The following is a 26,004-nucleotide window of genomic DNA, read 5'->3' on the forward strand; positions in this document are numbered from 1 at the left end:
GCCTATAGGGTGATCTTCCCGGTATACAACATCCATATCACGACAATATCGGCTATCAGCAAGATGGCGACGTAGAGTTTCTCTAGCCCTTCGAAGATCGGCTTGCCATCTTTCTTTTCTTTGCGCGACCAGATGAATACAGGCAGACCGAAAGTCAAAAGGATCGGGACCAGGGCCAGGTAGTTGAGTTCGCTGGCGTAGAAGATGAAAAGGCAGAAAAGCACGCCCATGATGCCGCTGATGAGCGCAAGCGTCATGCCTTTGTTCGAGTACTTCTTGTACTCGTGGGTGAGGCAAAGCTTGGCCATATAAAGCGTGGTGGTGATGTATGCGGGTACCACCATCAGCGCGCTGATGTTGTACATCGTGTTCCAGGCATTGTTGGAGAAATACACCAACAGCATGGCGGCCTGCATTACGCCGCTGCTTACCCAAAGCGAGACGCTGGCTGCGTCGTTCTTGTTGGTTCGGGCAAACGCCTTGGGAAACGCTCCGTTTTGTCCGGCCGCCATGGGAATTTCGGCGCAGAGCATGGTCCATGCCAGCCATCCAGCCAGCACTGAAACAATCAGCCCGGCATCCATCAGCCAGCTGCCCCAGGGCGATCCCACTACGTGCTCCAGCACGCCGGAGGTGGACGGGTTAGCCACTTGGGCGAGATTGAGCTGCGTCATGGCGCCAAAAGGCAAGACCGAGAGCAAGATATAAATGATCAGGGCGACCATGAATCCCAGCAGGGTGGCCTTGCCCACGTCGCTTCTCTTGCGGGCGCGACCCGATAGCACGACGGCGCCTTCGACACCAATAAAGGCCCACAGGGTGACGGTCATGGGCGCCATGATCTGCGCCGTCAGCGAAACCGGCGTGCCCTTATCTCCAGGGCCGGTCAGCACTTGAGGTGAGCTGCCCCACACATTGCTGAGCAACTGGGAGTAGTCGATCAATAAACCCAGGATGACCACGAACAGCACGAGCGGCACCAGCTTGGCGATAGTGCCTATGGTGTTGACGAAGCCGGCTACCCTGGTGCCGGAGAGCACCAGATAGTTGTAGCCCCAGATCAAGATGGAGCCGCAAATAATGGAGTTCAGATTATTGCCGTTGGTGAATACGCCCGGAAAAATCTGGTCGAAGGCATCCATGAGAATGACGGCAAAGGCGACGTTGCCAAAGCACGTCATCAGCCAATAGCCCCATGCCACGTTAAAGCCAATAAAAGAGCCAAACCCCTCTTGGGCGTACATGTACACACCGGCCTGCAGGTCGGGCCGCAAGTCGGACAGCATGCGAAAGGCGTTGGCAATGAAGTAAACGCCAATGCCGGCGATGATCCAGGCGATAACGACAGGCCCCATTGCCGAGGTGGCCGCGGTGTTCTGTGGCAGGCTGTAGACGCCGCCACCCAGCATCGAGCCCACTACGATAGCTACGAGAGCCAGCATGCCAAGTTTCGCCCCGGTCGACCCCGCACTCGACGAGGCATCGGCGCTTGCACTTACTTGAGTTGTATCAGTCATTTTTCTGCCTTGCGCTTAAGAAGGAAATGCCGCCCGGGCACCGGGCGGCCACTTGCTTTATTGCCGTCCCTTCTTAATTGAAGAAACGCGGGGGCTTTTGAAACTGATGTGCTTGGGTGTGGGCCGAGGTTGCTTGTCTTCTTCTACGATGGCCCGGACCCAGTAGTCGCCGTTCTGGTCGATGCTGACGCCCTGGATCTCGTGCTCGAATCCGGGGAAGCGCTTATCGAACTCCTGCAGGGCTTCGAGATAGCCGGTAATGCCGGTATCGTTGGCCGGCAGGCGCTCGCCCGGCATCAGTACAGGAATGCCGGGAGGATAGGGCACCAGCATGCTGGCAGCGATCCTGTTGGCAAAGTCGGCAACCTTGACGCGCTCGGTTTGATAGCGCACTACCTTTTGGTAGGCCTCGGCGGGCGTGAGCACGGGCTCGGGCGTGGATCTCACGGCGTCGCTGCTGTGCTTCATCAGATCCAGCTCCTGCATGGTGTCGTGCATCTGTTGGCACAACGCCTTGAGCGTCATCGAAGCATACTTGGGCGACAACGACGGAATGGCGTCTGTCGCCTTGGTACCATTGTCGTAAAGCTTTTTGAACTCCAGCAGGCTCTCGATGAGCGTGCCCCATTTGCCCTTGGTGACGCCCACCGAGAACAGAATGAGTAAAGTGTAATCGCCGGTGCGGGCAACTTCGATGCGGCGATCATCGAGGAACTTGCTGACGATACTGCCCGGGATGCCGTGGGCCAGGTGCTGGCCGTCGGGCGTGATGCCCGGGCAAGTGATGCTCACCTTCACCGGGTCGAGCATGCAGTCGGCTTCGCCGATGTCTTGCGCGGCAAAGCCGTGCCAGCTTTCGCCGGCGTTGAGTCGCCACAGCTCCGGGGTCTGGCTCAGCAGCTCGATGGGTGCCTTGTGAAAGGCGTGAGTTTCGCCGGTGGCGGGATCTTTGACTTCGGTGGGCTGCAGCACGTCGAAGAACCACGATGCCTCGCCGTCTTCTTCGGCGAGCTCTTGCTTGACGTTCACCACGGCCTGGCGAAAGGCGATCGCTTCTTCGATGGATTCCTGCACCAGCGAGTAGCCGCCCTTGCCCTGCATCATCGCCACGGCCACGTCGATGGACGCAATGATGGGATAGAACGGCGACGTGGTGCCGTGCATCATGAACGAATCGTTGAAGTCGTCAAAATCCAGTGGCGCGCGCTCGCTGGGCTTGACGTGGATCATCGAGGCCATGGAAAGCGCCGGCAGCATCTTGTGCGTGGAGTGCACTGCGAATAGTGTGGGGCGGTTGGGCAGGTTGTCGTCGACATCCATGGCAAACCGGCCACGGTAGAGCGGATGGAACTTGGCGTAGGCGTACCAGGCTTCATCGAAGTGAATGCGCGGCACGCTCTCGCTAAGCTGGCCCACCACCTGATTGACGTTGTAGATGAAGCCGTCATAGGTGCAGTTGGTGACTACCGCATAGCTGGGATCCGGGCTGACCGCGTCGGCAGTGAGGGGACTGGCCTGGATGAGTTGGCGGATGCTGTCTTTTTGCAGGCGCTGCGCGGGGATGGGTCCTATCAAGCCATAGCCGTTGCGGCTGGGCGTCAGGTAAACCGGCCGAGCCTGCGCGAGCGTGATCCCATGGTTGAGGGATTTGTGGCAGTTGCGGTCTACCACGGCAATCTCGTTGGCACCGATGGCGCCTTGCGCCACCACGCGATTGGAGCCCGACGATCCCGCTACGCCATAGAACGTCCACTTGGAACCAAACAGTTCAGCGGCGATTTCCTCGGATTGCTTGGGTGGTCCCGAGTGAATCAGGTAGTCGCCCATTTCGGCGGTGGCGACGCCGATGTCGGCGCGCATCATGTTTTCGCCGAAGAAATTGATGAACTCAATGCCGACCGGGTGCTTGACGTAGGCCATGCCGCCCATGTGTCCTGGACAGTCCCAGTAGTAGTCGCCATCCTCGGTAAAGTTCTTGAGAGTGTTGAAATAGGGGGGAAGCAGTTTCTCAGCGTAGCGATGAACCGCCGTGTACACCCGATTGGCGGTGAATTCGGCGGTCTCCGAGTACAAATAAACGTACTCATTGACCTCTTTCAGCACGGAAACCGGAATTCCATTGACGGTTTCGTCCTCGGAAAGCAGGAAGACGGGAACCGAGTCGTTGCGCTCGCGTACCTTCTGGATAAGTGCGTCGCTCTCGCCGACGATGGCAGGATTGCGGCTATCCCACAAAATGGCAATGAAGCTGTAATGTGGGCTTTGCCGTATATAGGTCAGGCCCGCCTGGGGGTTGGCGGCAAGCTGGACGTTAAACCCTCTTTCGGCGACCGCCGCCTCCAATGCCTGTATGGCCTGGGAAGCAGGCATGCCAGCTACCAAGGCATCAGAAAGCACGAACAACGCATTGTGATTGAACTTCATTTCATGACTCTCCATGGCTCTCAGTAGAAGTCGACCGGCTCATCCGGTCTGCGATAGTGATTACGGGAAATCATCAAACTGAAAACGGACCGTTTACAGTTTGATGTGTCCCATGAAATAGAGCGCGATTACTAGAATATCGATGGCCAACAGAAGCAGGAGCGCGAGGCGCTCGGCTTTGTTCAGCATGGAGTCGGAGGAACGATCTTGTCGGCGAGCCCACAAGAACAGAGGCAGGCCCAGGGTAAGCAGCAGCGGGGTCATCGCCACGTACTGCAAGTCGCTTGCGTACAGCATGAACAGGCAGAAGCCAGCCCCCACCAGGCTGCTGAACAGCGCCAGTCCACGTCCTGCAGACTGGTGCTGCTTGTATTCACCGTTGAGGCAGGTTTTGATTAGGTAGGCGGCCGACGCAAAATAGGCGGGCAGCACGCAAATGGCCGAGATGCCCAGCAGTGTGAGCCAAGCGTCGTGCGAGAAATACACCATCAGCACTACGCATTGCATGAGCCCGCTGCTGACCCATAGTGCAGTCGATGCAGAGCCCTTTTGATTCTCCGTGGCAAACACCTTGGGGAAGGTGCCGTTGCGACCCGCCACCTGTGGAATTTCGGCACAGATCATGGTCCATGCCAGCCAACTGGTGAGAATTGAAATCAGGACCCCGATATTGATCAGCCATTCACCCCAGTTGCCGGTGAGCGACTTCATCACGCCAGCGGTGGACGGGTTGGGGATCACGCTGAGTGTTTGTTGCGATAGCACGCCAAAGGGCAGCACCGACACGATCAGACAGATGAGCAGGCCCAGAATGAAGCCGATCAGCGTCGCGCGACCCACATCCTTTTTGTTTTGGGCCCGTCCCGACAGCGCAACAGCGCCTTCGACGCCTATGAAGCACCACAGGGCTACATACATGGGCGAGAGCGTTTGCGACAGAATAGAGCCTAGCGGCTTGGCGCCTGTCGTGGGATGGTGCCCCCAGATATCGGTGGTGAGCTGGGCGTAATCGAGAAAATAGGTCACTGCGCCGACGAACACCACCAGCGGAATGAGCTTCACAAAAGTACCGACGGTATTGATCATGCCCGCCATCTTGGTGCCGGCCAGCACCAGGGCGTGAAAGCCCCAGATCAGGATGGAAGCGCCAACGATAGAAGGGAGATTGTTGCCACCGGTGAAGTCGCCCGGCATAAAGTAATTGAGGGTGTCCATCACCATTACAGCAAACGCCACATTGCTGAAAATGGTCATGAGCCAGTAGCCCCATGCCACGACGAACGCACTGAGAGGACCGAAGCCCTCTCTGGCGTACATGTAAATGCCAGACTGAAGATCTGGCCGAAGATCGGAAAGCACCATAAAGGTTTTGGCGATGAAAAACATGCCAAAACCGCTGATGAGCCAGGCAATGACCACAGGCCCGAACGCCGACGTCTCGGCCATGTTTTGAGGCAGGCTATCGACGCCGCTACCAATCATTGAACTCACAACAATGGCAACCAACGCCACAAGGCCGAGTTTCTGGTCGATGGGCTTAGTGCTCATGAGTTCTCATAAGTTGCTTCTGGAGCTTCAGTGGTAAGCGGTGGACGTAAATCGCATAGGCGTATTCCCTATGCGATGGCCGACAGGGTCAAGATACCAGAAATTTCGCTTAGGCACATAAAGTTGCTAATATTTTGATATTTCTCCGTGGGGCTCAGTAATAAATTGCATTGTTAGGGCGAGCTGTCCTAGGCTTCTTGCCACTTGGCTATCTTATAATTGTATCTTTTTGTAAAATTATGTCGAGATATACGCCACCACCCCACTTCATTCTTGGAATTGATTGCAGATCCTGCCGTCTTTCATAATTACGAGCAGACTCTGCTCTGGCCGGGTGAGCAACTGAAGATCTTCCAGTGGATTGCCATCGACGAGCAATAGGTCGGCCATTGCGCCGCTCTGCACGACCCCAAGTTTGCCCGGGTAAGGATTGCGCGGCCCGGCCATCGCGCACAATTCACCGTTGACGCTGGTCGCCATCCGCAATACCTCGGCCGCGCCATACCAACGACTCATCTTCGCCAATTGGGCCCCCTGGCGCGTGGCTAGTCGGGCGTCGAACAGCGTATCCGTTCCCCAAGCTGTCTTGATATTCAAGCGCTGCGCCATCTCATACGCCCTGTCAGTGCCTGCCACCATGGCCAGTTGCTTCTGGCGTGACGCCGGCGATTGAGTGGGCACCGCATCTTCGTCGTCCAAGAACGGCTGCAGGCTCCACCACACGCCCTGGTCCGCCATGCGACGTGCCGTATCCTCGTCAATCAATTGGCCGTGCTCGATGCAGCGCACCCCGGCATCCAGCGCCATGCCGACCGCGCGCGACGTGTAGGCGTGTACGGTGACGTATGTGCCCCAATTCTCGGCCGCGGTCACTGCCGCCTTCAACTCTTGCAGCGACCCCTCGGTGACGTCCAGTCCGTCATACGAGGACATCACGCCGCCGCCCGCCATGTACTTCAGTTGCGACGCTCCCCGCATCAACTGCTCGCGGGCACGCAGCAGCACTTGATCCGTCCCGTCGCAAATAGCGGTGACGCCGACTTTTTCCGCATAGCTTAGACCGGCCTCTGGCGATCTTGGCAAATCGGACAGCATCCGGAAATCACCATGGCCGGAGGTCTGGCTTAAGAACGCTCCAGACGGATAAATGCGTGGCCCCGGCGTCAGACCCTCGTCGATGGCGCGCTTCAGACCGAAGGCGGGTCCGCCCATGTCCCTCACTGTGGTGAATCCGCGCATCAGCGTCGCGCCCGCCTCCACGACGGCCATCGTATGCACATAGTTGAAATCCGCAGTCATAGCCATGAGCATGCTGGGCCGCGCCAGAATCGAATGCCAGTGCGCATCGATCATGCCAGGCATCAGGACACCGCCCTTGCCGTCAATCATCTGGCAACCTTCGGGCAGTGGCAACGATTGCGGTTCCACTGCTTTGATCTGCCGGCCTTGAACTACCACACGCATGCCGGTCAGCAACTGATCCGACACGCCATTGAAGATACGTACATTGACGAAAGCCAGTGGCGCGCTTTCGGCCCCCGGCAGGGCAGCATCGCCAGCGTGCGGCGCTGCCCTGCGAGGCACACCCCTCGGTGTAGTCTGCACGTGACCGCCGTCGGGACGGATCGGCCCCAGTGCCGCTTCGTGAACAGCATACAAGGCATTGATACGGGCAGCCGCCGGGTTATGGCAGCCGCAATTGGCAACACGCAGGCGGTTGAAGGACTCGGCTTCCACATCAAACATGACGATATCTCCAGAGTGCCACTCGTTTCTAAATACTCATTGCGCTTGTGACGTTAATGCGGTCCAACGAAAACGCAAGCGTGGCGCCCATGGCATCGGGCGCCGAACAGGCATCGGCCCGCGCGCTAGTGCAGTTGGGCCTCGTGTAAATCCAGCAAGCGGACGTGTTCACGCGCCAACTCGTCGGAAATGCGGTGCGTACGGGCCAGATGGAAGACTGCCTCCCGCGATGCGGCTATTGCTTCCAGGCGCAACTGCCGCTCAAGAGCAGCCTGCTTGACCAGCTCTTCAGCAGATGCCCCGTCCGGCGTTTCACCGGCCTGACGTCGCAAGGCGGCTGTCAAGTTGTCAGCGACCTCCAGATACAGGGCGGCCTGGTCTGGCTGCTCGGCAACCCGGCGCTTGGTGCCTTGCGCCACGCTATCCAGTGCCGCTTGGAGCATGGCATCCTGCGCCAGCAACGCCTCTTGCTGTGTCCGGCTATTGGGCGGAAAATGCAACCCGCGCATCAGACCGGGCAAGGTCACGCTGGCCAGCAACAGCGAAAACACAATCACCATGGCCGCCAACGACACGGCCAGGTCCCTCGCGGGAAAAGGCATTCCGGTATCCAGGGTGAAGGGTAGCGTCATGACACCCGCCAGCGTCACCGCGCCGCGTACCCCTGCCACCGACACGGCCAAAATCAGGCGCAAACCAATCTCGGGTGGCTCAATCCCACGCCGCCGGGCCCTGATCGCGCCGAGTTTGAGTGACACCGTCACCCACAGCAATCGGCACAGGACCAGGCCCAGACACACCGCTAGGCCGTAGACGGGTAGCCAGTACAGTGACTGCCCGCCGGCCTCGCCCGCGGCAAGCGACAATCCCGCCAGAATGGTGGGGAACTGCTCACCCAAGAGCACGAAGATCATGCCGTTAAGCGTGAACTGCACCATCCTCCAGACAGACTGGCGTTCCATGCGCGTGGCGGCAAGCGCCCCGCCGGACAATTCCATATAGCTCATCATGACGCCAGCAGCGACGGCAGCCAGAATCCCCGAGGCATTGGCGTGCTCGGCCACGATGTAAACAAAGAACGGCGTCAATAGGCTAAGCAGCACCTCGGCGCCTGGCTCTTCACCAAGCCGCCGGGTGATGAACATCCGCATCTGCATGATTAGCCACGTGAGCCCGGCCCCGATCGACAGGCCGGCGATGGCCATCCAAAAAAAAGACAGCGTCGCCTGCGACAGCGAAAACGTGCCGGTCACAGCCGCTGCAACGGCAAAGCGAAAGGCGACCAGGCCGCTCGCGTCGTTGAACAACGCCTCGCCTTCCAGAATTGCCATCATGCGGCGAGGAATGTACACCCGGCGCGAGATCGCTCCGACGGCAACCGGATCCGTCGGCGAGACAATGGCCGCTATGGCGAAAGCGACCGGCAAGGGCACTGCGGGAATCATCCAATGAATCAGGTAGCCGACGCCGATCACCGTCAGGAACACTAGGCCAAACGCCAGCTGCAGAATGGAAGAGGACTCGCGCAGCACGGTCAGCTTGGACACTCGCCAGCCGTCGAAGAACAACAGGGGCGGCAGGAACAATAGGAAGAAGATGTCGGGTTCGATCAGTACGCCGCGCTGAAATACGGTGGCGATCAGAAAACCTAGCGCTATCTGCACAAAGGGCAAGGGAATGGCAAAGGGAATCATGCGGACCAGAAAGCCGCTGACCAAGACGGCGACCAACATCGCCATGACAACCGTAAATGCCTCCAAAACGAATATCCCTGAAAATAAACACTGGAGTACTGACGCCTGGGCAGAGGCTCATGCAATATCAAAAGCCTAACGTCCCACCGTGCGCTGATGGGTACGCAGGATACGCGAGAAGCGGCTCTTGTGCCTCTTGATCATCTGCGCAGGAATTATAGTGAGGCTATGCACAAACTATCGCGACAACAAAAACTGTTGATGGTGGAACGTAATTTGAGGCATTGGCGTACCCTCATGTTTTTAGTCAAATTAAGCACGCAGAAGATCATTATCCGATTAGCTTCCATATCAGATCAGCGCGCAAGAGCAGCCACCGCCAGTTTTCACTTAAGTACCACGAATCATCGTTGACCGGGTCCTATCGATTAAGTAATCTCAAAATGCGAACTAAAGCTCGCGCTACTTATAAAACTACTCTCATCCACTCGTTTACGGGTTTTGGAGCAATAGAGAAGTAGTTTTCGCAAGTGGTTTTATTCGAACGTCCATCGTTTTGGCTATTTCAGGATACACATGAAGAAGCGCGAATTGCACATCCGTACGCCGCGGATTGGTTTAATAATGTCCATAGTGCTGGCTACGCTTTCCACAAACGCCATGGCAGATACCAAAGTGCCGGTACTCATGCAAGTACCTGCCGGCAACGCTATCGCTTGGAATGCGCCTGCGACGGGTCACATCACGTATGTGTGTCGGACGAGCCCTACCGACGCGACAAAGCCTGTATGGACAGTCGGCTCAGCTTCGGCCACGCTGGGCGATCGCAGTGGAAACCTCAGCGGCACATACACAAGCCCACCGGAAACCTGGAAAAGCGCCGATGGGTCGACGTTGACGGGATTGGAAATAGTGCGTGTTCGCTCGGGAACGGAACGACTTTATGACCAATTAGTCATGGCTAATCCGTCGATCGGCGTTGGGCTACTGACGGGCGTCACTTATATTCAGCGGTTAGTTGACACGGGAGGAGCGCCACCCCATAAACCATGTACTAGTTCGAATGTCGGCGACCAAGAGGAAGTCGCGTATCAAGCTGAGTACGTATTCTGGAAGCCGAACTAGCCCTCGTGGCAGCGGGTACCGATTCCGAAAGGTGGGGGAGCCCTCATCACGCTCAGCAGTTGCGCTATATGGCTTAAGCACCAACCGGGTAATCGTAAGGCTTATCGTGGATACCCGCGTATGACACCGGGATTACGCTATTAGCGGTGCGTGCGAAAACATTGGCTTGCCAAGTCCTGGCATGGCTGCTTTATAAATGGAACCGCTGGACGACTCGATGAAATAGATCTCCGCCGCGCAGTCTCGGAACGCGAGATTAGTGACTAGCTTTCCTTGTGGTGCATCAATACGCCGAAGCGGCTCGCCCTCGGCCGAAAATAGCCATATGCAGCCTAAACCGGCGTGCGCCACCAGTAGTTCGCCCTGAGCGGATAGGGCCAGACCATCCGGCCCTATCCCACCTGACATCTGAACGAAGCGCCCCACTTTTAAGGGTTGAAAGTCCCGCCCCAATGGCACCCGCCACACGCTATTGTCGCGCGTAATCGCCAAGAACAGTGTGCGCTCTTGCAGGTCCATCGTTAGACCGTTCGGGCTCGGCAAATTGTCCAACAAGCAATTGAGCCGTCCGTCTGCGCTGAGCCTGAACAGTCGGCCCGTCGGATCATGCAGGCCGGTTGAACCTTGATCTGTGAAGTACAGATCTCCGTTGCCGGCAAAGAACAAATCATTCACGCCCTTGAAACGCGCGGATCCGTATTCCTGCAGCAACGGTTCAATGCGCTGTCGCTGGCGGTCGTAGATCATGATTCCATGCTTATGATCGGCGACGAAGATCCGACCATCCTGGTGAATTTTCAGGCCGTTGGGCCATCCGTCGTACTGGTACGCGATACGTATCTGGCCATCCGTATCCAGAGTTAGCAAGCGTCCATTTACAATATCGACGCACCAGAAGACACCGTCGCGATCGAAACTTGGTCCCTCCAGGAAAGAGGTGGCCACTAATCCGGACGGCTGATTGGCATTCAGGCCGGATTGCGGATCACCTGTACGTAGTTCGTCGGGGAGGCTTGCAACTAACGTCCCTGTGACGCGCGGAGGAGGAGCGTACAACATCAATCCCCCTACGGTTTCAAATCAACTTGTGTGACCATGCGCTTCGTACTTTCGTAGATATTCTGCATGGCCGTCTCGGTTTCGCCCGGCGAAAGCGGCGCAGAAACGGAACCGAGCTGTTCCCTTAGCTTCGCGGAAACTTCGGGTATAGAAACGACTGTACGTAGAGCCTCACTGAGTTTTTCAACGAGATTGCCATCCATTTTTGCCGGACCCACGATCACAAAGTGGTCATCAAAATACAAGCCTGGCACTGTTTCAGACACTAGTTTCAACTTCGGAAACAACGGAGAACGATCCTTTCCCGCCACCGCGATCGCTTTGGCATGGCCAGAATTCAGCACACCAAAGACACCCGCCAGGTTATCAATCCTTGCATCGATGAAACCTCCCATGAGGTCTTGATTACCTGGCGCTGAGCCCTTGTAGTGAACGATATTGATATCGAGATTGACTGCCTTGGCCAAATAAGCAGTCATGAGATGTGTACTGGACGATGGCCCTATCGTGCCAATCGATACTTTTCCCGGATTCTGTCGGCAATAAGCGATGAACTCTTCCATGTTACTGACTGGCAGAGAGCTTCTGACGATAAACAGCATTGTATTTTTTGTTAACTGCGCGATCGGCGTGAAGTCTCGTATCGGGTCGAATTTCTGAAGTTCTGGATCCAGTGCGGGCGCGCTGGCTAGCATGGAAGAGCTCAGATAAAGCACTTGACCATTTGGCTCTTGGCTCATGACATACTTGCTCGCAATCAAGCCCGTCGCGCCGGGACGGGGATCGACCAGCACCGTCTGTCCCAGAATCGTTTGCAACTTCTCCGCTACGATCCTCGCGATATTGTCGGCGCCTCCGCCGGCAGGACCCGGAATCACGATACGAATAGGGCCGGTGGACTCTTGAGCCTTGGGCGCTCCCGTTGCTGCGACTAAGGCTGATCCAAAGACAAGCTTGATTGCTTGGCGACGCGTTGACATGGAGGTCCTTTCTTAGTTACCAGAATGATCAGAAAATCGGAAGCACGGAAATTTTTCGAATGTGATGAGAGGAATATCTGACTCTGCGTTGTTTCTCGATATCGGCGATTCACGCTGTCATATTCTGTGATTGAAGTGTAGTAATCTTCGCCAGCAGCTGCGCAAATAAGAACAGTGAAGCGATTCCGTTTCGTTTTCAATGACTGGGCAAGTGATGAGCAATAAAGCATCGATCCACAACCGCCTTCTCGCCAAACTCGGCTTTCGTCATTTACAAGCTGTGGTTCTGACGGCAGAACTCGGAAGTACGCATCGGGCGGCAGAGATGGCCAACATCAGTCAACCTAGTATTGCCAAATTTCTTGCTATGGCCGAGGGCGTGGTTGGTGAGCCCCTCTTCGAGCGCCATTCCAGAGGTATGCGGCAGACGTCAACGTGCAAGACTCTGCTGCCGATCTTTCAAGCGATGCTTCTGTTGGTCCAGCGTAGCGCCAAGACTCTCGACGCCGTGCAGTCGGGCAAGACAGGTACCATGCATATCGGGGCCCTGCCCGCGGCATGTAATGGTTCCCTCGTGAGAGGCATCGCTCAGTTCTGTCAGCGATTTCAGCAATTTCAATTGCATCTTGAAGAAAACGACCAAGATCATCTGCACGAGTTACTCATGAGTCGCGTCTACGATGCCGTATTGACACGCACACCGACGATTGGTCACAGCCCACTGAAGTTCGAACCGTTAGAGGATGACCACAGCGTTGTGCTCGCTCGCACGGGACACCGGCTGTCGCATCGGCGGGCGCTGTCGCTGGACGTGCTAGGTGATGAGCAATGGCTGATATTGCCATTGCAATCGACGAGTCGGATTATTTTCGAGAGTTGGTTCTCTGGCGGCGTTCCTTATCCTGTCGTTTCCAACGTGACTACTTCGTCCTTATCCGCGATTACTGGCCTTGTTGCGTATAGCGACGCACTTATTGTGCTACCGGCCAGTTTTGCCGGGCCCGCACTGATGTCCGGCAGCGTCTGTGCTCTTGACGTTCAACGCCAAGAGTCGCTCAGGCCGTTGGGCATTCTCTGGAATCCCGCAGCGGTCAGCACCGCGACCAGCACATTTTGCGACTGGATGACCGCCGGTACTTGGCGCGATAGTCTCTAACCAGGATAGCGTCGAATTCGCATGGTGCCGGTCTGACCATGCACAGTCTTTGTCGATGTACTGCACGCCCTCAGTCGACCTTCGCGCCAGAATCCTTCACGATATTCTCCCACCGTGGTAGCTCGGTGCCGATAAGCTTGGCGAATTCAGCTCGCGACAAAAAATAGGGTTCTACTCCTTGCGCGGCGAGACTACGGCGTACGCCTTCGTCCTCGAGCGCTTTCTGAGTCGCTTGCGATAGTTTGTCGAGTACGTCGACGGGTGTCTTGGCCGGAGCGAACAAGCCATACCAAGGATCCTCTCCGTAACCGGGGATACTCTCACCGATGGTCGGCACACCAGGAAGATCGGGCAACCGCTTCGTACTTGCGATCGCCAAAACTTTTAGTTTTCCGGCTTTCACTTGCGAAATGCTGGACGCAACCGCCTGAAATGCCACCGATACTCGACCGCTCATGACGTCTGTCGTCGCGGCGGCGGCGCCGCGATATGGAACATGCATCATTTCCACCTCGGCCGATTTATTGAAGACCTCTCCCATGAGATGGTTAAGCGTGCCATTACCCGCGGATGCATAGGTGACTTCATTTGGCTTGGCCTTTGCCAGCGCCAGGAGTTCTTGGATATTGTTGGGGGGAAAATCCGGTGCCGCGACCAGCAACATGCTGCCCGTTCCAAATGGGGAAACTGGCGCAAAATCTCGCTCCGGCGAAAAGCCGGGCTCGCTATACAGGTACGGATTGATTAAATGCGCACTGCTGACGTTGAACAAGAGCGTATACCCGTCCGCGGGGGCCCTGGCCACCGTCGATATTCCGATATTGCCTCCCGCCCCGGGGCGGTTCTCCACCACAATGCTCTGATTCAAGATACTACCTATTTTCTGCAGCACAATGCGGGAAACAACATCACTCGCACCGCCGGCGGCTTGCGGCACCACTACGGTAATAGGACGATCCGGATACGGCGCCGCATAGGTCGCTGTGACGACCGCGTATAGGCCCAAAGAGAGGGCACATCGAAGGATGTTTTGATATCTCATGAATTTCCTCTTGAAATAGGACGTCTAGTTAACTAAACCGGACGCCCGAGATGAAATAAGCAATCACCGACTTGGCACGCCGCAATGGCGCGCTCGCAGATGACGACGCCATCGGATTGAAATTTTTCTTCTATTGGCGTACGCATCGGCGCATCCGGAAAGTAGATGTGGCCGGCGACGTCTCCGGTGTTCACGTGATCGCCGAGACACACCGCTGCTTCGAATATGCCGTCGGTCGACGCATAAACGAATGCTTGCGGAGACACGCGCATGAACTGGACTGGCCCGGCGGGTTCGCACAGCGAGGGCGAAATGACGCCCAAATGCGCGAGTACCCGGCGTACGCCGGCTTCGCATAATTTCCTCAGCGCCGGATTGACCCAGGCACGGCCGCCGAGTTCGGTTCCGATGCGGATTATTTTGTTCCGCACAGCGGCATCGTAGCTACTGCCGATACCACCTCGGCCCTCGAACAATACACCGTAAGGCGCGCCGAAAACGCGCATCATCTCTTGGCTCTGTTCCAGGAGATGAGGGTCATCCGCGGCCAGAGATACCGTTGAGCCCAGGTAGTTCAGCGACGAGCCCCCACTGTGCAAGTCCAATACCACGTCAACGCGGCTCAGTAGCTCGGTCTCGATGAAATGGGCAATCATCTTCGAAGGACCTCCATGCGGATCCCCCGGATAGATGCGATTTAGGTTTTCGCCGTCGATCGGCGACACGCGAAGTCCGGCCTTCGCTGCTGGGTAGTTCGCCATCGGCAGGATGAGAATTTGTCCACGAATGTTCTCCGCATCGAGACTTTGTGCCAACCGCGTCAGTGTGACTTGCCCTTCATATTCATCGCCGTGCGTGCCGGACATGAGTAGTACACGCGGGCCGTCGCCGTTTCGTATGCTGACCAACGGTATCGGCAACCATCCATAGGCTGAGCGATGTACTGAGTGCGGAAGTCGTGCGATTCCGGAGCGTTTGCCATTTTCGTCAAGCGATATATCGATGCTAATGCGGCTCTTCGTCATAATTCCCTGACCTCTTCGGGGAAGAGATTGCTAAAGACTAATGAACCATTGTGTTAGCGGGCGCTGCCGTGTGCAAAATCGAATTAGGCTTAGCGATTCCAATTCGTTATCTCGTCGAGTCCGAGCTATAGAAAAGCCGTTTATTTCGCTCAAAGGCGAGTGCGGGCGTATTCCACTGGACACTACGGCATGCTGTCACCGATCGTGCGTACGATTCCGTTGCAACTGCTGTCTTATCACAAGGCGTGTGTGGCACGGATGTGGACAAGCCACGGAACTTGGCTAAGAGCGTGACGGTGGAGTAGGGGCGTCAGGCTTTTTCATTTGTGAAGAATGAAAATAAAGTCGGTCGATGCCTATTGTTCATCACTTAATTGTGATTGACGCGGACCAGCCTAGGGTGGCTTAGATTTTATGTACTTGCTGGCGGCCGTCGGGTGGAGTGCGTGGTCGAATGTGCCGTGGCAGGGTGAAACTCACGCGCGAGCTGCCGGATGGCGTCGTTTTTAGCTGCGGTTGCACGTGTTGTGAGCCTTTCGGTGAATATAGCGAAGACCCGAACAGAGTCTTTATGCGCAAGCCTGCGTTCTGAGCCTTTTAGTCCTTCATACGCCCCTTGCACGCGCATAAATAGCGAAGGGCGTAACAGTACGTGCATTATTCGTCCTTATTGTTGGTAAAAAGGGTAACAAAATACGCAAATCAATGAAATAGTTTCATATCGTCGATATGGTAGGAAGGAGACTAGACTGTTTCTTGCAGTTAATTTCACCGGAAGGGCTCCACTATGAATCGATTCACGCGTATTTCATTATTTGGGGTTGGGCTGGTTGCCGGCATAGCTGTGTTGCCGGCAAGTGCACAGGTGTACAACAACACCGCTACAGCAACCTTCACCGTCAACCTGATCATTCAATCTGACTGCACCATAGCCGCCAATCCACTCAGTTTTGGCACGTCCGGCGTATTGGATACTAATGTCGACGCGGAGACGACTGTTTCGGTCACTTGCAGCAACACCACGCCCTATAACATCGGACTCAATGAAGGTAACGTTACAGGCTCGACCGTGGCTAATCGTTTGCTGGCAGGCACAACCGGAGGCAATACCGGAACAACTGTCGCCTACCAGTTATATCAAGATGCCGCCCGAGCGACGGTCTGGGGTAACACCCAACCTACCGACACGCTGAGCGGCGTCGGTACAGGCACCGCGCAGACGATCCCTGTCTATGGTCGCGTACCGCCCCAGACTACGCCTACGGCCGACACTTACCAGTCAACTGTCACTGCCACCGTGTTCTTCTAGGTCGTGGTGAGATGGACCAATGAGCGACGCCGTTTGATGATGCGTGGGCGGATTGCGATCGTAGGCCTGGCGTTGTGCCTGTTCACCGCACGGGCGGCCGGTGTCACATTACAGGTATCACCGGTCACGATTGAAATGGCGCAAGGTCAGAATGGTGCAGCGCTAACATTGACGAATCCCGGCGACACTCCCGTGTATGGGCAGGTACGGGTGTTCGAGTGGGACCAGCACAATGGCGAAGACACGCTTGCCCCGACGGAACGGCTGGTAGCAAGCCCCCCACTGATTCAGGTGACGCCAGGCGGCGACCAACTCGTACGCCTGGTTCGTACGCCGGGAGATAAACCCGCGGTTGAGCAGGCTTACCGGATCGTGATAGACGAAATTCCGCACGAACAGACCATGCCGCGTAGCGGCGTGCTGATCCGGATGCGCTATTCAATTCCGGTGTTCGTCGATAACGGGCTGTCGGCGCAGGATAGCCCCGTACTGGCCTGGACGCTGCTACGCGAAGGTGGCGACTGGACGCTCCGTGTCGAGAACAGAGGCCGACAGCGAGCACGCATCAACACAGTTTGGATAGTCGACACCCGAGGAAGGCGCTATGACATCCAAGAGGGATTGTTGGGTTACGCCTTACCGGGGCGCTACAAAATATGGCCACTTGATATCCCGGCCAACGCCACGTTTGGCGCTAAGACAGTGATCCACGCCACCATTAACGCGCGGCCAGCTCAGGCGAATATCATGATCTCGCCTGGCAACGGCAAAGCGGGCCGCACGGCAGGGGGGGAACCGTGAATGCTATCTTCCGGTATGTTGGTGGCCCCCTCGAATTGTGCGATTGCGCCAGCAGATCACGGCAAAGCGGTTAGCCGAGTAGCAGTACGTCTGGTTGTCGCGGCGTCCTGCCAATGCATAGCAACGGCTGCCTTTAGTCAATCTTCGGCATTGGATTCACTATCCATTGCTCAGCTTGGCGCCCAAAACGAGCAGGACGTCTTTTTAGCGGTGACGCTGAATGGCCAGGATACGGGCGCGCTGGCCCGCTTCTATGTGCGCAACGGCAAACTGTGGGCCAAGCAGGCGGACCTCCGAAGCATCGGCATCGACGTCGACGCGCATACTTTCAGCAGCGAAGTTATCCCGCTCGATTCAATCGCTCAGCTGACATACCGCTATTCTGCGGCCCGGCAGTCGATAGCCATTGAAGTGCCCCCCGCGTTGCGTACGCCGTACAGGTACGGACAAGCACCAACGACCGCGGTTGGTGAGGCAACGTCGAGTCGAGGTTTGGCGCTGAACTACGATGCCTACTATCAATACGCGCATCGCTCTCAACTGTCTATCTGGAACGAGCTACGCTACTTTGACTCTAATGGCGTACTGGAGAATTCCGGCACTCTGTATACAGGGTCGTACCGCGGTGAGGACAGCTATGTTCGCTTCGATACATCATGGACTCACTCAGATCCTGTACGTCTTCGCACCTTGCGCTTGGGAGACACCATTTCTTCGGCCTTGGACTGGACAAGGCCAGTACGCATGGCTGGCATACAGTTCAGCCGGAACTATGACTTGCGGCCGGATCTCATCACATTCCCACTGCCGCAGTTGGGCGGAACCGCGACTGTACCTTCCACGGTTGACCTCTATATCAACAATATGCGACGCTTCAGTACCGAGGTCCCTGATGGGCCTTTTATCTTTAATGACGCACCCGGGATAACGGGTGCCGGCAACGCTACCATCGTCACCCGCGATGCGTTAGGCCGCTCGGTATCGACGACGCTGCCTATCTACATCGACCGCCGTATGCTGGCCGCCGGGTTGTCGTCGTACTCGGTGGAGGCGGGGTTCATTCGCCGGCGTTACGCGCTGGAATCGTTCGACTACGACAGTCATCCTGCAGCCTCCGGCACCATACGGTATGGGCTGTCTAACGCCCTAACTGTTGAAGGTCATGCAGAAGCCACCGTGGGTGTGTACAACCTGGGCGCTGGTGCCCTGGTGGGATTGGGTGCCAATGGGGTCCTGAACGGAGCGTTGTCACTTAGCGCGGGCACCGGCACGGGAGCGAGGGTCGCGCTGGGATACCAGTTGCTGCAGCAACGGTTCTCTTTGGACCTTCAAACAATACGCAACCTGTCCAACTACCGGGACCTCGGCACCACGGATGGATATCCCATGGCAAAGAAGATGGATCGGGCCACGGTCTCGTTTTCTTTGGATGAACATCACTCTGTGGCTGCTAGCTACATTGGTTATACACTGCCCGGTTACCAGCCATCTCATGTCGGCTCGGTCGGCTATACGGCGAATCTGGGAAAGAGGGTTTCAACGAACCTCAGCGCATACCGGGATTTTGGCGGACGCGAGGACACAGGCTTGTTCCTGAGTGTGAGCATTTCGCTTGATGGAGGCACGTATTTGGGCGCCTATGGTGGCCGGCAAAACGGTGATACCAGCTTCAACCTAACGGCGTCGCGCTCGCCCGACTACGAAGGCGGCTGGGGTTGGGGCCTACAGGCGGGCAAAACAGCCTCGGCGCGTTGGGGGCAGGCGCAGACAACCTATCGCGGCCGATATGGTGAAGTCACGGCGTTGGCCCAGCAAGTAGACGGCCACGGTAGTGCCGCGCTAAACGCCTCTGGCGCCGTCACGCTGATGGACGGTAGTCTTACGGCGTCGCGACGTTTGTACGACGGTTTTGCGTTGGTATCCACAGGAGGTATAGCCGACATTCCGGTGCTTCACGAAAACCGTGTCATCGGCGTCACAGACGCAAGCGGCCATTATTTGATCCCCGACCTAAATTCGTACCAGCGCAATCGGATATCTATCGATGGCCTGGATCTTCCGTCCAATTTCAAATTGGCGCGAAGCAACGCGGAAGTTGTGCCACAGGCGAGATCGGGTGTATTGGCAGAATTCCTGGTTACGGAATACCGAGCTGCTTCGCTTATTTTGCGCGATGCACAAGGCAAGGCTATCCCTGTCGGCGCTGATGTTTACCATGAGGAGTCGGGGGCACGCACCGTGGTAGGGTATGACGGTGTGGCCTTCGTAGAACAGCTGGCAGCCACCAACCACTTGCGTATTCGTTATGAGAACAACACCTGTCAAGTGCAGTTCACGTTCAAGAATACAGACGCTTCCGAGCTTCCTACCATCGGTCCCTTAATATGCGACGCATCTGGATAAAACACTCATTGGCACAACATGCGACCATTGCAGCAATTATTTGCCTAGCGCTTTTCAGCGTTTCAGGGGTGCAAGCCCAAAGCTGCACAGCCAGTGCCTCGCCCATAAATTTCGGCGATGTGCGCCCTATTCAACTGAGCGCAGTCGACGGCACCGGTACGGTCACGGTGACGTGCACGTGGCCGGCGGTCACGTTGAACCGAAATGCTCGGATTTGCCTGAATCTCGGTCCTGGCGTCAACTCCAGTGGTAGCGCGCCCCGCTTCCTGACGAACGGCAGCAACGCGATCCGGTTTAATTTGTTCCAGGATGCCGCGCGCACCAATATCTGGGGATCCATATACTCGACCACGACCCCGAATCCGATCACGTTCGTGCTGGCAAAGCCTATCGCTGGTACAACTGCCAGCCGGGCGATCACCTACTACGGACGCGTCGAGGCCAATCAGCCTACTATTCCGCTAGTGGGCAGTACTGCGACCTCTTACACCACGGCTTTCAGCGGTAACCAAAGCTCACTGAACACCCACTTCTTCGAGATCATCGACAGAACTTGCCCGAACATACAGCAGACGGCATCGACGTTTCCCTTCACCGCCACAGCACGAGTCATTAACGACTGCACCATATCCGCTACCAACCTGAATTTTCCATCGACTGGTGTACTAAAAGCGCGACTTGATGGAACCGCAAGCTTGAGCGTACGCTGCACCAATGGAAATGCGTATCGCGTATCGCTAAATGGCGGCAGTAGCGGCAGCATAAGCGCCCGTTCCATGCAACGTGTCGGCGGAGGAGGTGCTGTGCGCTATCAGCTATACACCAGTAGTGCTCGTAGCGTCATCTGGGGCGATGGTACCAGTGGTACGGCAGCAGTTACGGCAGCAGGTAGTGGCTTGGCCCAAACCTTGACGATCTACGGGTCAGTGCCTGCTCAGAGTACGCCCACTCCAGGCACCTATCGTGACACCATTATCGCCACCATCAGTTTCTAGAGTTCCATGCCACAGTGCCGCGGCTACCGCTTAGCTCGATCACATAACGGTCGTCGAAGGCGATAGTCGGCCAATTCAACCCGGGCACGCTCTCGGGTCCCTTGAACAGGCGGGGTATGCGGCCGAACTCAGGGTCCCAGTCTTGTTGACCGCGCTCTTCGATCAGCTCGCGAGTGGCGGCGCTGGTTACGGTGTAAACGACTTCGAAAGCCGCCGCGTGACGCGGCACCGACATGCCCCTTTTATCCCATCACGAGGGCTTAGAGATTCTGAGCGTCTTGATCAGTAGATGGTACAGGCTGTCGACAGCCTTGGAGCCTTGTGAAGCACGGCTGCGATACACCGACACCTCCATCGGCTTGAGAGGCCCTAGTCCATGCGCGCTGTCCAGGATTTCGAGATGGGCAGGTGCGCTGCACCGGGTCAGGACTGCGACGGCTAATCCGCTTTCGACGGCGGCAATCTGACCCGCCAGACTGGAGCTGTTGTAGACCACCCTATATCGGCGACCTTGCAGGTTCAATGAATTGATCGCGCTTCGTCTGGCAAGGCTACTGTCTTCATAGACGGCAATAGGCAGCGGGTCGCGCAGCCAGGTATCGAACTGCGGCGAACCCACCCACACCATCGGTTCATGAAACAGCAAGGTGCCCCGTCGTGCATGATCCCGTGAAATCAACGCCAGGTCTAGGTCGCCACGTTCGACACGAGGGATAAGGGATGTCGACTGCTCGCAGTCCAGTTCGATGTCAACGGTGCCGTATCTTGGTGCAAAACGCTTGAGGACTGGCGTCAGGTATTTGGCAGCGTAGTCGTCAGGCACCCCAAGGCGAATGCGGCCTCCTACTGTCTCGCCATGAAAGGCCGTTTGCGCTTCCGCGTGTAGGTCGAGTATTCGTCGAGCGTAACCCAGCAGACGTTGCCCATCCGGTGTGAGTTGGTGCTCCCGGGGGCCTCTTACAAGCAATTGCCGCCCTACGGCGGCCTCCAGTTTTTTCAACTGCATGCTGACGGCCGACTGGGACCTGTGCACCTCTGGCGCAGCGTTGGACAGCGAGCCCGCATCCACGACTGTGACGAAGCATCTAAGCCAATCGACATGTAGATCCGGATAGGCCATGGCATTTCCTATGTATTCGTTTTTCAAATGGCATACAGAAGAATTATGCGCTTTTTAACATCCAATATCCGAGGCATAGTTCATCGCCAGTGCAGACTTTCGGTCTCTAGCTTGCCGTTGCAAGTCATGGATGCCGTACTTGCAGGTTGGTGGATATCGATGAAGGAGTCCCCGTTTTGACACGCGATGCCGTAGATTTATATGCACTTGATCCTCATCGCGTATGGTCCGGTTTCACGCAGCTGCTTCCCATAGCGATTTTCGTGACTGTTTTTGGCGTGGCATTCGGACTTGCGGCTAAGCAGATGGGATTGGACAGTGTCTCGGTCGTTCTCATGAGCACGTTGGCCTTTGCTGGCGCGGCACAGTTTGCGGTGCTGGATCTGTGGGGCGCGCAAGTGCCGCTGGTTCCTCTGGCTATTACCGTGTTTGCCATCAACGCTCGTCATCTGTTGATGGGCGCTGCACTCTTCCCATGGCTGTGCCATCTGTCGCCCGCGAAGCGCTACGGCGTGATGCTCGTTGTGTCTGACGCCAATTGGGCTATGTCCATGCAGGCGTTTGGACGTGGAGAGTCGGGCATGGGATTGTTGCTGGGCGGTGGAATTGCCCTTTGGCTGTCCTGGATACTAGGCTCCTGGCTGGGCCTTTACGTGGGTAGCGTCATTCACGACCCCGTGAGTCTGGGTTTGGACATGGTAATGGGCTGCTTCCTCTTGGCCATGGCGGTTGGCGGACGGAAGAGTCCGCGCGTGATTTTTATATGGGTAGTGGCGGCATGCTCTTCGTTGATCGCTGACGGGTATCTGCCCGAGAACAGTCATGTGATGGTGGGCGCCCTGGCAGGCGGCACGTTCGGCGCCTTTTGGACGGAGAAAGGGCAGTGAATATCGAAACGTCAGGTACCGGCACACTGGCCGTCGTGCTGGTCGTCGCGGTCGTAACGCTGGCCACCCGCTGGGGCGGGGTGTTTATCATGTCGCTCGTTCCCATTAGCGACCGAGTTAAGCAGTTCATCAGTGCTATGTCCGGCTCGGTGCTGGTAGCACTTTTGGCACCAATGGCGGTGCATGGGGATAACGGTGCACGACTCGCGCTATTAGCGACGGCGACGACCATGCTGCTGTTGAAGAAGCCCCTGCCAGCCATCGCGGCGGGCATCGTTACAGCAGCATTGTTCAGGTATTTGCTTTCGCTGGCTGCTTAGCGGCCTGGACGAGTCGCACTCACTCGCCCTTGCCCGGTAGGTCTTGGGTCGCGTCGATCGCGCGCAAAAGGCGCCCGAGATGCCCACTGCTAGAGAAACCCAGGTCGGTACTCACGCGCGCCACCGCCTCGCCGAGGGCGATGCGCTGACGAGCGGCCTGCGCCACGAGTATGCGCCGCAACGCAACCGGCGGGAGCCCGTAGGCCGTGAGGCATGCGCGTTGCAACGTTCGCGTGGAAACACCCAGCGCGTCCGCCGAATCGGCTACGGCGGGCGGGGAGTGCCCTTCCTCGAGCTTCTCGCGCAGGGCGTCGACCCAGCGTTGTGCCAGATTGGGCGAGCCAGCGAGCAAGACCTCGATGGGCCGACTACTGCCGAGTTGTGCAATCAATGCGGAGATTAACGCCGGCAAGGCGCTGGGCGACAGCGCCGGTTTCCAGAGTGCATCTAGCATGGTCTGGGCGGCGCCATCGAGTTGCAGGACGCCGCTCGCGTTGCAGTTACGCAGCAGTTCGGGGGCGAGATACAGTTCGCCATGCTGCTGGGCGACGCTTTCCGCGCGCGTACTGTGTTTGAAGTAGGACGGGAGCAAGAGCGCCTGACCTCGCACTAACCGGCCGCGGCGGCGCGTACCTCCGTCATCCTGCCACGCGCTGTCAAGCACGCCTGCACGCGGCCAGAGCAGCATGGCGCAATCGTGCTCATGCCAATGAAAGGCGTAGCGCGGTTCACGGCTGGTGGCAAAAGCAAAGCCGGCTTGAGCGATCAGTTTCTGTTTGGACGAAAGTGTAGTGCAGCGCGTCATGGCAGTAGAGCGGGAGGCACGAAACAACGGCACGCGCCCTGGCGGCGCATGCAGACAATGGGGTTCAGTATCGGCGCGCCGGTTTATTAATGCAAGGTTGCGGGTCGCTGTCGCGTTTGGGATTGTCTTCTGTCGCTCTTCGGTTCGCGTGGGTTTCCGGCCATCTCTACGATAAGTCGCACTAAACCATTACAAGGGGATGTGCATGATGCGCACACCGTCATTCGCCCTGATCCTGGGCCTCGTACTGTCCGCGGTCCCGGCTGCGAGTTTTGCTGATTCCGCCTGGCCGGACAGACCGGTCACCCTGATCGTACCGTTCCCGGCTGGCGGGGGAACCGATCTGGTCGTGCGGACGCTGCAACCGGCTCTGAGCAAGCAATTGGGCCAGACTGTCGTCATCCAGAACGCCGGTGGCGCGGGCGGAACAGTCGGCTCGGGACAGGCAGCGCGCGCCAAGCCGGACGGTTATACGGCTCTTGCCGTCACCACCAGCACCACAGCCCTGGCCGCCAATCTTTACAAGAATCTGGCTTACCGTCCCGCGCAGGATTTTGCCTATGTCGGCTTCATCGGAACGTCGCCGTATGTCCTGGCTGCGCACCCGTCTCTTAAAGCCTTCACGTTGCCCGCGCTTATCACAGCGCTGAAATCCCGCGGGCAAGGCACTTTTGCCTCGGTCGGCGCCGGCACCGTGTCGCACCTGCTTGGTGAAATGTTTGCGAAGGACGAAAAGCTGGACCTGACTCATATCCCATACCGTGGCGCTGCTCCGGCTTATACGGATTTGGTCGGCGGCGAAGTCGATGTCATGTTCGACAACCCCGTTGGCCTCGCACCGTTCGTGCAGAGCGGTAAGCTCGCGGCTGTGGCCACCACGGCCGCAACGCCGATTCTGCCCGACGTGCCGACATTCGCCGCGCAGGGCATGCCGACCTACACGCAGTCGCTCTGGTACGGTCTGGCTTTTCCGAAAGATACGCCACCCGCCATCGTAGAGCGGATGAACGGCGCCCTGAACGCCGCGCTGCGGGATCCGGCCATCGCGGCGGATCTGGCCGCCAAAGGCGTCGATGTCCGGCCGGACACGGCTGATGCGCTGACCCGTAGCGTTGCCCAAGATCTCGCTTTCTGGGGCGAGCTCATCAAGAAAAATGGAGTCCAGTTTGACTGATCTTTCTTCGATTCGCCCCGTGGAGCCGCAGGCCGGCGAGGCAGCGTTGCTGAGCGTATTTGTCGACGCGTCCGCCAGCGTGTCTGGCGGCAACCCCGTCCCTCTCGTGCGGGATGCCCGCGGGATGCAGGCCGAGGACATGCAGGCCTTGGCCGCCTACCATGGCCACGAGTCTGCCTTCGTGCTGCCGGCCGATGAGCCGGACTATCTGTGTCGGCTGCGCTTCTTCGTGCCCGGCCATGAAATGGAGATGTGCGGTCATGCGACGGTGGGAGCGCTGTGGGCGCTACGGCAATGGGGCTACTGGACTACGCCTTGGGCGCGTGTGCAGACACTTAGTGGCAGTGTCGACATCGAATGGGACGAGGCCCGCGGCTGGGCGTGGATATCGCAACCCGCCGTGACCTTGGCTTTGCTGCCCGCCCAACAGTGTGACGCGATCGCCACAGTCTTGCGGATTGATCCCGGACTGCACGCTGTCAATGCCAGCACGAGCCGAGTCAAGACCCTGGTCCGGATGCCTGACGCAGCCGCTTTGGATGCTTTGGCGCCGGACTTCGGTGCGATGCGTGACCTGTGCGACGCCATCGATTCCACTGGCTTGTATCCGTATGCCGTCTCGGACGATGGTGTCTTTGCACGCCAGTTCCCTAAAGCCTCGGGCTATCCTGAAGACGCCGCCACCGGCATTGCCGCGGCAGCCTTGTGGGGTCATTTGGACAGCGTGGGCGAGGTGCCGGCCGACCAGATATGTACCGTGCGCCAGGGCGTGGCGATGGGCTCGCCCTCGGCAATCCAGCTACGTCGCCGTACCGATGCGCCAGGCTGCTGGTTGAGTGGGGAGACGCAATGGCTCACCTGACGCATCGTCACC

General features: G+C 57.4%; 22 protein-coding genes. 10 read left to right on the forward strand and 12 right to left on the reverse strand.

The features are described from left to right. Nucleotides 1-2: 2 nt before the first annotated feature. From ACNAZS_RS06590 to ACNAZS_RS06610, 5 genes are all read right to left on the reverse strand, one after another. Nucleotides 3-1,517, reverse strand: a complete 1,515-nt coding sequence (locus tag ACNAZS_RS06590) for a basic amino acid/polyamine antiporter (protein ID WP_415787451.1) — start codon at nt 1,515-1,517, stop codon at nt 3-5. Between the two features lie 57 nt (nt 1,518-1,574). Beyond that, nucleotides 1,575-3,941, reverse strand: coding sequence for an Orn/Lys/Arg family decarboxylase (locus ACNAZS_RS06595; protein ID WP_415787453.1), 2,367 nt, complete (start codon nt 3,939-3,941; stop codon nt 1,575-1,577). Between the two features lie 93 nt (nt 3,942-4,034). After that, nucleotides 4,035-5,489 carry a basic amino acid/polyamine antiporter gene (locus ACNAZS_RS06600; RefSeq protein ID WP_415787455.1) on the reverse strand — a complete coding sequence of 485 codons (1,455 nt, stop codon included), beginning with the start codon at nt 5,487-5,489 and terminating at the stop codon, nt 4,035-4,037. A 267-nt stretch (nt 5,490-5,756) separates the two neighbouring features. Continuing rightward, nucleotides 5,757-7,235 (reverse strand): metal-dependent hydrolase family protein, encoded by a 1,479-nt coding sequence (locus ACNAZS_RS06605; RefSeq protein ID WP_415787457.1) that lies wholly within the window; start codon nt 7,233-7,235, stop codon nt 5,757-5,759. Nucleotides 7,236-7,360: 125 nt separating this feature from the next. Then, nucleotides 7,361-8,995 (reverse strand): Na+/H+ antiporter, encoded by a 1,635-nt coding sequence (locus ACNAZS_RS06610; RefSeq protein WP_415787459.1) that lies wholly within the window; start codon nt 8,993-8,995, stop codon nt 7,361-7,363. A 621-nt stretch (nt 8,996-9,616) separates the two neighbouring features. Here ACNAZS_RS06610 and ACNAZS_RS06615 point away from each other — a divergent pair. After that, nucleotides 9,617-10,054, forward strand: coding sequence for a DUF3455 domain-containing protein (locus ACNAZS_RS06615; RefSeq protein WP_415788840.1), 438 nt, complete (start codon nt 9,617-9,619; stop codon nt 10,052-10,054). Between the two features lie 132 nt (nt 10,055-10,186). On the opposite strand, the gene ACNAZS_RS06620 is transcribed toward ACNAZS_RS06615, so the two are convergent. Continuing rightward, the gene (locus ACNAZS_RS06620; protein WP_415787461.1) at nt 10,187-11,113 is read right to left on the reverse strand and encodes an SMP-30/gluconolactonase/LRE family protein; all 927 of its coding nucleotides are present in this window, start codon (nt 11,111-11,113) and stop codon (nt 10,187-10,189) included. 8 nt (nt 11,114-11,121) lie between these two features. Beyond that, nucleotides 11,122-12,093 carry a Bug family tripartite tricarboxylate transporter substrate binding protein gene (locus ACNAZS_RS06625; protein ID WP_415787463.1) on the reverse strand — a complete coding sequence of 324 codons (972 nt, stop codon included), beginning with the start codon at nt 12,091-12,093 and terminating at the stop codon, nt 11,122-11,124. Between the two features lie 214 nt (nt 12,094-12,307). On the opposite strand from ACNAZS_RS06625, the gene ACNAZS_RS06630 reads away from it, so the two are divergent. Further along, nucleotides 12,308-13,249: a LysR family transcriptional regulator gene (locus tag ACNAZS_RS06630; protein ID WP_415787465.1), complete on the forward strand. Its 942-nt coding sequence runs from the start codon at nt 12,308-12,310 to the stop codon at nt 13,247-13,249. Between the two features lie 70 nt (nt 13,250-13,319). On the opposite strand, the gene ACNAZS_RS06635 is transcribed toward ACNAZS_RS06630, so the two are convergent. Next, on the reverse strand, nt 13,320-14,291 hold the full coding sequence (locus ACNAZS_RS06635; RefSeq protein WP_415787467.1) for a Bug family tripartite tricarboxylate transporter substrate binding protein: 972 nt from the start codon (nt 14,289-14,291) through the stop codon (nt 13,320-13,322). Between the two features lie 32 nt (nt 14,292-14,323). Further along, the gene (locus ACNAZS_RS06640) at nt 14,324-15,316 is read right to left on the reverse strand and encodes a succinylglutamate desuccinylase/aspartoacylase family protein (protein ID WP_415787469.1); all 993 of its coding nucleotides are present in this window, start codon (nt 15,314-15,316) and stop codon (nt 14,324-14,326) included. A 787-nt stretch (nt 15,317-16,103) separates the two neighbouring features. On the opposite strand from ACNAZS_RS06640, the gene ACNAZS_RS06645 reads away from it, so the two are divergent. From ACNAZS_RS06645 to ACNAZS_RS06660, 4 genes are read left to right on the forward strand one after another with little or no spacing between them, the layout of a single operon-like run. Then, nucleotides 16,104-16,625: a Csu type fimbrial protein gene (locus tag ACNAZS_RS06645; protein ID WP_415787471.1), complete on the forward strand. Its 522-nt coding sequence runs from the start codon at nt 16,104-16,106 to the stop codon at nt 16,623-16,625. A 6-nt stretch (nt 16,626-16,631) separates the two neighbouring features. Beyond that, nucleotides 16,632-17,426 (forward strand): fimbrial biogenesis chaperone, encoded by a 795-nt coding sequence (locus ACNAZS_RS06650; protein WP_415787474.1) that lies wholly within the window; start codon nt 16,632-16,634, stop codon nt 17,424-17,426. Continuing rightward, nucleotides 17,427-19,829 carry a fimbria/pilus outer membrane usher protein gene (locus tag ACNAZS_RS06655; protein WP_415787476.1) on the forward strand — a complete coding sequence of 801 codons (2,403 nt, stop codon included), beginning with the start codon at nt 17,427-17,429 and terminating at the stop codon, nt 19,827-19,829. Beyond that, nucleotides 19,811-20,824, forward strand: a complete 1,014-nt coding sequence (locus tag ACNAZS_RS06660) for a Csu type fimbrial protein (RefSeq protein ID WP_415787478.1) — start codon at nt 19,811-19,813, stop codon at nt 20,822-20,824. Before ACNAZS_RS06655 ends, ACNAZS_RS06660 begins: the two co-directional genes overlap by 19 nt. On the opposite strand, the gene ACNAZS_RS06665 is transcribed toward ACNAZS_RS06660, so the two are convergent. Together ACNAZS_RS06665 and ACNAZS_RS06670 are read right to left on the reverse strand one after the other, a co-directional pair. Continuing rightward, nucleotides 20,814-21,059, reverse strand: a complete 246-nt coding sequence (locus tag ACNAZS_RS06665) for an MBL fold metallo-hydrolase (RefSeq protein WP_415787480.1) — start codon at nt 21,057-21,059, stop codon at nt 20,814-20,816. The two genes, ACNAZS_RS06660 and ACNAZS_RS06665, sit on opposite strands and share 11 nt — an antisense overlap. A 15-nt stretch (nt 21,060-21,074) precedes the next feature. Then, nucleotides 21,075-21,944, reverse strand: coding sequence for a LysR family transcriptional regulator (locus ACNAZS_RS06670; protein WP_415787482.1), 870 nt, complete (start codon nt 21,942-21,944; stop codon nt 21,075-21,077). Nucleotides 21,945-22,093: 149 nt separating this feature from the next. On the opposite strand from ACNAZS_RS06670, the gene ACNAZS_RS06675 reads away from it, so the two are divergent. Together ACNAZS_RS06675 and ACNAZS_RS06680 are read left to right on the forward strand one after the other, a co-directional pair. Continuing rightward, complete coding sequence (locus ACNAZS_RS06675) at nt 22,094-22,831, forward strand: AzlC family ABC transporter permease (RefSeq protein WP_415787484.1); 738 nt, start codon at nt 22,094-22,096, stop codon at nt 22,829-22,831. Then, nucleotides 22,828-23,151 (forward strand): AzlD family protein, encoded by a 324-nt coding sequence (locus ACNAZS_RS06680; RefSeq protein ID WP_415787486.1) that lies wholly within the window; start codon nt 22,828-22,830, stop codon nt 23,149-23,151. Before ACNAZS_RS06675 ends, ACNAZS_RS06680 begins: the two co-directional genes overlap by 4 nt. Nucleotides 23,152-23,170: 19 nt before the next feature. On the opposite strand, the gene ACNAZS_RS06685 is transcribed toward ACNAZS_RS06680, so the two are convergent. Next, complete coding sequence (locus ACNAZS_RS06685; protein ID WP_415787488.1) at nt 23,171-23,956, reverse strand: AraC family transcriptional regulator; 786 nt, start codon at nt 23,954-23,956, stop codon at nt 23,171-23,173. Nucleotides 23,957-24,161: 205 nt separating this feature from the next. Here ACNAZS_RS06685 and ACNAZS_RS06690 point away from each other — a divergent pair, with 205 nt between their 5' ends. Both ACNAZS_RS06690 and ACNAZS_RS06695 read left to right on the forward strand, forming a co-directional pair. Beyond that, nucleotides 24,162-25,130, forward strand: coding sequence for a Bug family tripartite tricarboxylate transporter substrate binding protein (locus ACNAZS_RS06690; protein WP_415787490.1), 969 nt, complete (start codon nt 24,162-24,164; stop codon nt 25,128-25,130). Further along, the gene (locus ACNAZS_RS06695; RefSeq protein ID WP_415787492.1) at nt 25,123-25,992 is read left to right on the forward strand and encodes a PhzF family phenazine biosynthesis protein; all 870 of its coding nucleotides are present in this window, start codon (nt 25,123-25,125) and stop codon (nt 25,990-25,992) included. Before ACNAZS_RS06690 ends, ACNAZS_RS06695 begins: the two co-directional genes overlap by 8 nt. Nucleotides 25,993-26,004 lie beyond the last annotated feature (12 nt).

This window comes from Bordetella tumulicola, assembly GCF_965138755.1.
Taxonomy (GTDB): Bacteria; Pseudomonadota; Gammaproteobacteria; order Burkholderiales; family Burkholderiaceae_B; genus Bordetella_A; species Bordetella_A tumulicola.